Origin of the sequence: Stenotrophomonas pictorum JCM 9942 (assembly GCF_001310775.1) — a bacterium.
In the GTDB taxonomy this organism is placed as follows: domain Bacteria; phylum Pseudomonadota; class Gammaproteobacteria; order Xanthomonadales; family Xanthomonadaceae; genus Stenotrophomonas; species Stenotrophomonas pictorum.
On the sequence record NZ_BAZI01000145.1, the window covers coordinates 1 to 6,754 of the forward strand.

Consider the following 6,754-nt stretch of genomic DNA (forward strand, 5'->3'; position numbering starts at 1 on the left):
CGCGCAGGCGCTGACCGATGCGGTGCGCGAACTGGGACTGGAGGCGCTGCCGTGGACCGAGGGCCTGCGGCAATGGCGCTGGCGCATGCTGGCGTTGCGCCACTGGATGCCCGAGCTGGCGCTGCCCGATCTGTCCGACACGGCCCTGCTGGCCACGCTCGATGACTGGCTCAAACCGGCCTTCGCCGGCAAGAGCCGGCTCGACGCGCTGGGCGAGGAAGAACTGGGCGAAGCGCTGAAGTCACCGCTGCCGTGGTCGCAACGGCAACTGCTGGACCGGTATGCACCGGTGCGGATCAGCGTGCCGTCGGGCATGGAACGGCGCATCGACTACGCGATGGACGATGACGGCCTTACCCCACGACCGCCGGTGTTGGCGGTGAAACTGCAGGAACTGTTCGGCCTGGCCGACACCCCGCGCATCGCCGATGGCCGGGTGCCGTTGCTGCTGCACCTGCTCTCGCCCGGGGGCAAGCCGCTGCAGGTGACCGGCGACCTGAGGAATTTCTGGCAGAACACCTATGCCGAAGTGAAAAAGGAAATGAAAGGACGCTATCCACGGCATCCGTGGCCCGATGATCCGTGGACCGCCTCGGCCACGCATCGCGCAAAGCCCCGCGGGACGTGACAGGTCCGGTAGCGGCGGTCAGGCAAGGCCGCAGTGCCAAACCATGCGTGATGCGGCGCGCGGCCGCGACACCGGTCAACTCACGATCCGGAGCCCGGTGCGGCATGACCCAACGCTCCGCGGATGCCTCACCGCGTACGGGGATCGCCTGAAAACGGCCGCTGCACGCAACACCATCCTGGGTGTGCGGCGCATGGATCGCACCTGCAACCACGCTGCATTCATTGCGGCTAACATTCTCTACACGCCCGGACGTCGACACTCGGCGTCTGCCCCGTGACTCAAAGGACACCCCACATGAGCAAGTTCAGCGATATCACCGGACCGGCCCTGGAGCGCGCCATGGAGCTTGTCGGCCATGCCGGCGACAACCTCAAGAGCGGCGGTTCCAATGCCGCCGAATGGCTCAAGGCCGGTGCCGCCATCGGTGCGATGAAGACCGGCGGCCGCGCGGTGACCAAGGTCGCAAAGCGCAACCCGACCGCCACCATTGCCGTGGCCGCCGTGGGACTGGGCCTGCTCGGCTACGCGCTGTACCGAAAGAACAAGCGCGACAACGCCGCCATCGATGCCAGGTCCCGCGAGATCGCCCAGCGCCGGCGCCATGCGGCCAGCGTGGTGGAGGAAACCAGCGATATCGGCAGCGACGCCTGATACCGGCCTTGCACCTCCGGCATTGCCCCGCAGCGCCGGAGGTAGCCGCACAACCGCAGCGGCCCACCCCCGTTCTGCACCGTCACATCCGCGACATCCCCGGTAATCGCAGCACACCTGACCCGCTCACGGCATCCGGGTTGCGCGGCCTCAATCCAGCCGGCGCCACTGGCCCGGTTGCAGATCTTCCAGCGCATACGGCCCCATCGACGCACGTACCAGCCGCAGTGTCGGCAGGTTCACCGCCGCGGTCATGCGCCGCACCTGACGGTTGCGCCCTTCGCGGAGAGTGATTGCCAGCCACGCATCGGGAACGGTCTTGCGGAAACGTACCGGCGGATCGCGGGGCCACAGCACCGGCGGCGTTGGCAGAAGCTGAACCACCGCCGGCAGTGTCGGGCCATCGTTGAGCTGCACACCGCTGCGCAGTGCCTGCAGTTTCTCTTCGGTGGGCACACCTTCCACCTGCACCCAATAGGTCTTGGGTTGTTTATGGCGCGGGTCGGTCAGCCGGTGCGCGAGCGTGCCGTTGTCGGTCAGCAGCAGCAGTCCTTCACTGTCGTAGTCCAGCCGCCCGGCGGCATACACCTGCGGCGGCAAGCCGAAACCGGCCAGCGTCGCCCGCGGCGGCTGGCTGCGATCGGTGAACTGGCACAGGACATTGAAGGGCTTGTTGAACGCGATCAGCATGGAAGTGGCAGGGACGGGAAAACGACAGGGATCATTTTCCCATCCCCGCAACGCAGACGTGCGATCAGTGCGCGGGCTTGACGAAACGCAGCGTCATCCGGTCGCTCTCGCCGATGGCCTTGTACCTGGCCGCATCGGCGGCATCGTGGCTGTTGGAGGGCGGCAGCGTCCACACGCCCTTGGGATAATCCTTCGTGTCACGCGGATTGGTGTTGATCTCGCTGCTGCCATCGAGCTTGAAGCCGGCCGCCTCGGCCATCGCGATCACCTGCGCCTGGCCGACATAGCCGGATTTGTCATCGGCCGGCACATCGCTCTTGGCGCGGTGCTCCACCACGCCCAGCGTGCCACCGGGCTTGAGCACCTGGAAAAACGCGCGGAACATGCCATCGGCTGATCGTTGGAGCGCCAGTTGTGGACGTTGCGGAAGGTCAACACCACATCGGCCGACGCGGGCTTGCCCAGCACCGGCGCGGCCGGATCGAAGGCGATTACCGCGGCGCGGTCGAACTGCGCCGGCGACCCGGCGAACTTCTTCGTCAGGCCATCGCGCGAACGCTGCTGGTAGTCACGCCCGCCACCGGCCGGCAACGCCTGTGGATCCACCACCGCCGCCACGTACTGGCCATTCTCACGCAGATAGGGCGCCAGGATCTCCGCATACCAGCCGCCGCCGGGCGTGATCTCCACCACCGTCTGTGTCGGCTGCAGGCCGAAGAACGACAGCGTCTGCGCCGGGTGGCGATGCGCATCGCGAACGACATTGGCCGGGGTGCGCCAGCTGCCGGCCACCGCCGCCTGCAACTGCGGTGCAACCTGGAGGTCGGCAGTGCTGGCCGCGGCCTGCGTGGCAACAGCCGGTGCGCCCGCGAGCAACACACTCATTCCCAACAGACAGGCACTCAGCAGCGGTACGGACTTGCTCATCGCGGACTCCGATTGTTCATGTGGATGGATGGCCGCGAGCCTAGCACGCGTCACAGCGGTGATGAGGACGTTGGATATCCCGCATGCACGTCGTGTGCGCGTGCCTGCCGGAAGGCCCCTCCAAGGCGTTCCAACGGAACGTGAACGCCGTGCGTCTATGCTGCGGCACTGGACCCAAGGAGGTACGCATGCCCCAGTTACGCGAACTTGGTCGCTCCGGCCTGCACGTCGCCCCGATCGCCTTCGGCGGCAATGTCTTCGGCTGGAGTGCCGATGAGAAAACATCCTTCGCCCTGCTCGATGCCTTTGTCGAGGCCGGCTTCAACCTGGTCGACACCGCCGATGTGTACCCGGCGTGGGTACCCGGCAACCGGGGGGGCGAATCGGAGACGATCATCGGCCGCTGGCTCAAGCGCAGCGGCAAGCGCCAGAACGTGCTGATCGCCACCAAGGTCGCCAAATGGGCCGAACGGCCGGGCCTGTCGGCGGACAACATCAATCAGGCCGTCGAGGATTCCTTGCGCCGCCTGCAGATCGACACCATCGACCTGTACCAGGCCCATGAGGATGATGAATCGGTGCCGCTGGAGGAAACCCTCGGGGCGTTCGCCCGCCTGATCGAGCAGGGCAAAGTACGCGCGATCGGTGCGTCCAACTACAGCGCCGCGCGCCTGCGCGAGGCCCTGCAGGTCTCCGCCGACTACCACCTGCCGCGCTACGAGACCCTGCAGCCGGAATACAACCTCTACGACCGCAGCGGGTATGAGACCGCGCTGGAACCGCTGGTCCGCGAGCACGGGCTGGGCGTGATCAGCTACTACGCACTGGCCAGCGGCTTTCTCAGTGGCAAGTACCGCACCGCCGGCGACGCGAGCCAGAGCAGCGCGCGTGGGGCCAAAGTGGTGGAGCGTTATCTCAACCCGCGTGGCCTGCGCATCTTGGCCGCACTGGATGACGTGGCCGCGAGCCACAAGGCGACCCCGGCGCAGGTGGCGCTGGCGTGGTTGATCGCGCGTCCGGGCATCAGCGCACCGATTGTCAGTGCCACCGGCGTGGCGCAGCTGCATGAGGTGCTGGCCGCCGCGAAGCTGGCACTGACCGCAGCGCAGATCACACAGCTGGATGCGGCCAGCGCCGAATTCCCCAGCGGCGGCTGAGAGCGGCAAACGCGCAACCGGCGGGCCGGACGCAGATGCCTGCCCGACCGGCCGGGTTCAGCCCGGCGCGCTCAGCCATTCCCGCATCGCTGCCGTCACCTGCTGCGGTTTCTCCAGAGGGGCCAGATGGCCACAGTGGGCGATGACCACCAGAGTGGCCTGCGGCATCAACGCGGCAATCTGGCGACTGACCGGCAGCGGTGTGATCGCATCGTTCTGGCCACACAGCACCAGCGCCGGCCCGCGCCACTGCCGCAGCACCTGGCTGCCGTCCACCCGTTCGATCCGGCTCTGCCGCACGAACACCTCCGCGCCCAGGCGCGTGGTCATCGCCCGCACGCTGTCGACCAGGGCGTGATCCTGCAGTCGCGAGGCGTCGATATAGCTGCGCATGAGCTTGTCGCCAAACCCGTGGAATATGCCGGGCAGGCGCGCGCTGTGCTGCTGCGCCAGCCGTTGCGCGGCGCGTTCGGGCGAATCGGGTCGGCAGGAAGTATCCAGCAGTGCCAGCCGCAACACGCGCTCCGGCGCGATACGCAGGATGTGCTGGGCGATGTAGCCACCAAGCGAGAATCCGGCCAGGGCGAACCGCGGCGGCGCGTGAGCCAGCACCGCCTCGGTGGTGGCCTGCAGAGTGTCATGCCGGGTGAGATCACCCACCTGGCAATCGGCGATATCGGCCAACGCCGCAAGCTGCGCACGCCAGAGAGTGGCGTCGTTCAACAGGCCCGGCAGCAGCAACAGGGGAATCCTGCGGTATCGGCCGCCGCGACAGCAGTTTGCATCCGGGTATTGTGACCCGGCGCCGGGTTGCAGACATCCTGCTGGCTGGAACACAGGCGCAAAACCGCGGCGGCTGTCGAAGAAACTCGCCACGCACCGCCAATGAACCCGACCCTGCCTAGGCGCCGGCAGGATGGACCGGCAAGGTGACAGTCATGATGGTCGCGTCATCGGGATCGGCTTTCACCTTGAAACCCAGGCTCTGGCACATCGCCAGCATGGTGGTGTTCTCGCGCAGCACCTGGCCTTCGACGATGTTCAGGCCCTGCCACCGGGCGTACTCGATCATGATCTGCATCAGCTTCCAGCCGATGCCATGGCCCTTCAGGTCCGAGCGGATCAGGATGCCGTACTCGCCGCGGTTGTAATCGGCATCGGCATGCAGGCGCACCGCGCCGAGCATCTCGCCATTCTTCGGGTCGATCGCCACCAGCGCGATGGAGCGTGCGTAATCGAGCTGGGTGAGGCGTGCGATGAATTCATGGCTGAAGTGTTTGACCGACTGGAAAAAGCGCAGCCGCAGATCATCATCGGTGACACGCGCGAAGAACGCGCGGAACAACGCGTCATCTTCCGGGCGCACCGGCCGCACGAACGCCTTGCCGCCATCGGACAGCTCGATGCTGCGCTCCCACTCGGTGGGATACGGGAAGATCGCAAACCGTGGATGGCCGCGGCCCTTGTGCAGACGTTTGACCGGGGCGATGGCGATGCGTGCATCCACGGCGATCACGCCGGTGCGATCGGCCAGCAACGGATTCAGATCCAGCGTGCGGATCTCGGGGATGTCGGCCGCCAGCTGCGCCAGCTTGACCAGCACCAGCGCCACCGCCCGCTCGTCGGCAGCCGGCACATCGCCATAGGCCTTGAGGATGCGCGATACCCGGGTGCGTCCGATCACTTCGTGGGCCAGGCGCAGATCCAGCGGCGGCAGCGCCAGGGTCTTGTCGTCGATCACTTCCACCGCGGTGCCGCCGCGACCAAACACCAGCACCGGGCCGAACACCGGGTCATCGGCGATGCCGGCGATCAGCTCGCGTGCCTTGGGCCGCAGCAGGCAGGGTTGCACCAGCACCCCTTCGATGCGCGCCTGCGGGCGCTGTTCACGCGCGCGTTGCAGGATCGAGGTCGCCGCCGTCTGCACCGCCTGCAGCGTGCCCAGGTTCAGGCGCACCCCGTCGACCTGGGATTTGTGCGGGATGTCGGGCGAGAGGATCTTCACCGCCACGGTCTGGCCCTGCTCCAGCAGCGGCTGCGCCACCTCCATCGCCTCGTGCGGATCGCGCGCGACCATCACTTCCAGCGACGGGATGCCATAGGCCTGCAGCAGCGCATGCGTGGCCACCGGATCCAGCCATTGCTGGCCGTTGGCCAGGGCCGCCTCCACCAGCGTGCGGGCCGCCGCAACATCGACCACGAAATCGGCCGGCAGGCTGGGCGGGGTTTCCATCAACGCCGCCTGCGCCTCGCGGTAACGCACCAGATGCTGGAAGCCGCGCACCGCTTCGGCCTCGGTCGGATAGGTCGGCACGCGTGCGGTGTTGAGGGTGGCAGTGGCGCGGTCGTCATTGCCCAGCCATACCGCGAATACCGGCTTGTCGCGCAATTGCCGCGAGCGCAGGCCCAGGGTGCTGGTCAGCGCCTGCGCGGCATCGGCCGAGGAGGTGAACGCGGTGGGGACGTTGATCACCAGCACCGCATCATTGGCCTCATCGGACAGCAGCGCCTCGATCGCCGCGGCATAACGCCCGCCATCGGCATCGACCACGATGTCGACCGGGTTGTCGCGTGACCAGCCCTGCGGCAGCGCCTTGTCCAGCTGCGCGATGGTGGCTGCTGACAGCTCGGCCAGCGATCCGCCCAGCGCCTGCAGCTGGTCCACCGCCAGCCGGCCCACGCCACCGCCGTTGCTGAG

At 67.3% G+C, this 6,754-nt stretch carries 6 protein-coding genes and 1 pseudogene; 3 read left to right on the top strand and 4 right to left on the bottom strand.

The annotated features are described in order from the left end of the window. Both JCM9942_RS08900 and JCM9942_RS08905 read left to right on the top strand, forming a co-directional pair. The coding region (locus tag JCM9942_RS08900; protein ID WP_304941133.1) for an ATP-dependent helicase C-terminal domain-containing protein at positions 1–628 on the top strand (628 nt) is incomplete at its 5' end. A gap of 297 nt (positions 629–925) precedes the next feature. Beyond that, positions 926–1,282 carry a hypothetical protein gene (locus JCM9942_RS08905; protein WP_054659121.1) on the top strand — a complete coding sequence of 119 codons (357 nt, stop codon included), beginning with the start codon at positions 926–928 and terminating at the stop codon, positions 1,280–1,282. 150 nt (positions 1,283–1,432) lie between these two features. On the opposite strand, the gene JCM9942_RS08910 is transcribed toward JCM9942_RS08905, so the two are convergent. Both JCM9942_RS08910 and JCM9942_RS08915 read right to left on the bottom strand, forming a co-directional pair. Further along, entirely contained in the window at positions 1,433–1,972 is a 540-nt protein-coding gene (locus JCM9942_RS08910; RefSeq protein WP_054659123.1) for a pseudouridine synthase, read from the bottom strand. 64 nt (positions 1,973–2,036) lie between these two features. Beyond that, positions 2,037–2,899: pseudogene (locus JCM9942_RS08915) on the bottom strand (class I SAM-dependent methyltransferase). 188 nt (positions 2,900–3,087) lie between these two features. Here JCM9942_RS08915 and JCM9942_RS08920 point away from each other — a divergent pair. Then, positions 3,088–4,056 (top strand): aldo/keto reductase, encoded by a 969-nt coding sequence (locus JCM9942_RS08920; protein WP_054659125.1) that lies wholly within the window; start codon positions 3,088–3,090, stop codon positions 4,054–4,056. 57 nt (positions 4,057–4,113) lie between these two features. On the opposite strand, the gene JCM9942_RS08925 is transcribed toward JCM9942_RS08920, so the two are convergent. Together JCM9942_RS08925 and JCM9942_RS08930 are read right to left on the bottom strand one after the other, a co-directional pair. Beyond that, on the bottom strand, positions 4,114–4,797 hold the full coding sequence (locus tag JCM9942_RS08925) for an alpha/beta fold hydrolase (RefSeq protein ID WP_343123485.1): 684 nt from the start codon (positions 4,795–4,797) through the stop codon (positions 4,114–4,116). 160 nt (positions 4,798–4,957) lie between these two features. Beyond that, a partial coding sequence (locus tag JCM9942_RS08930) for a bifunctional acetate--CoA ligase family protein/GNAT family N-acetyltransferase (protein WP_054659129.1) occupies positions 4,958–6,754 on the bottom strand: 1,797 nt, incomplete at its 5' end.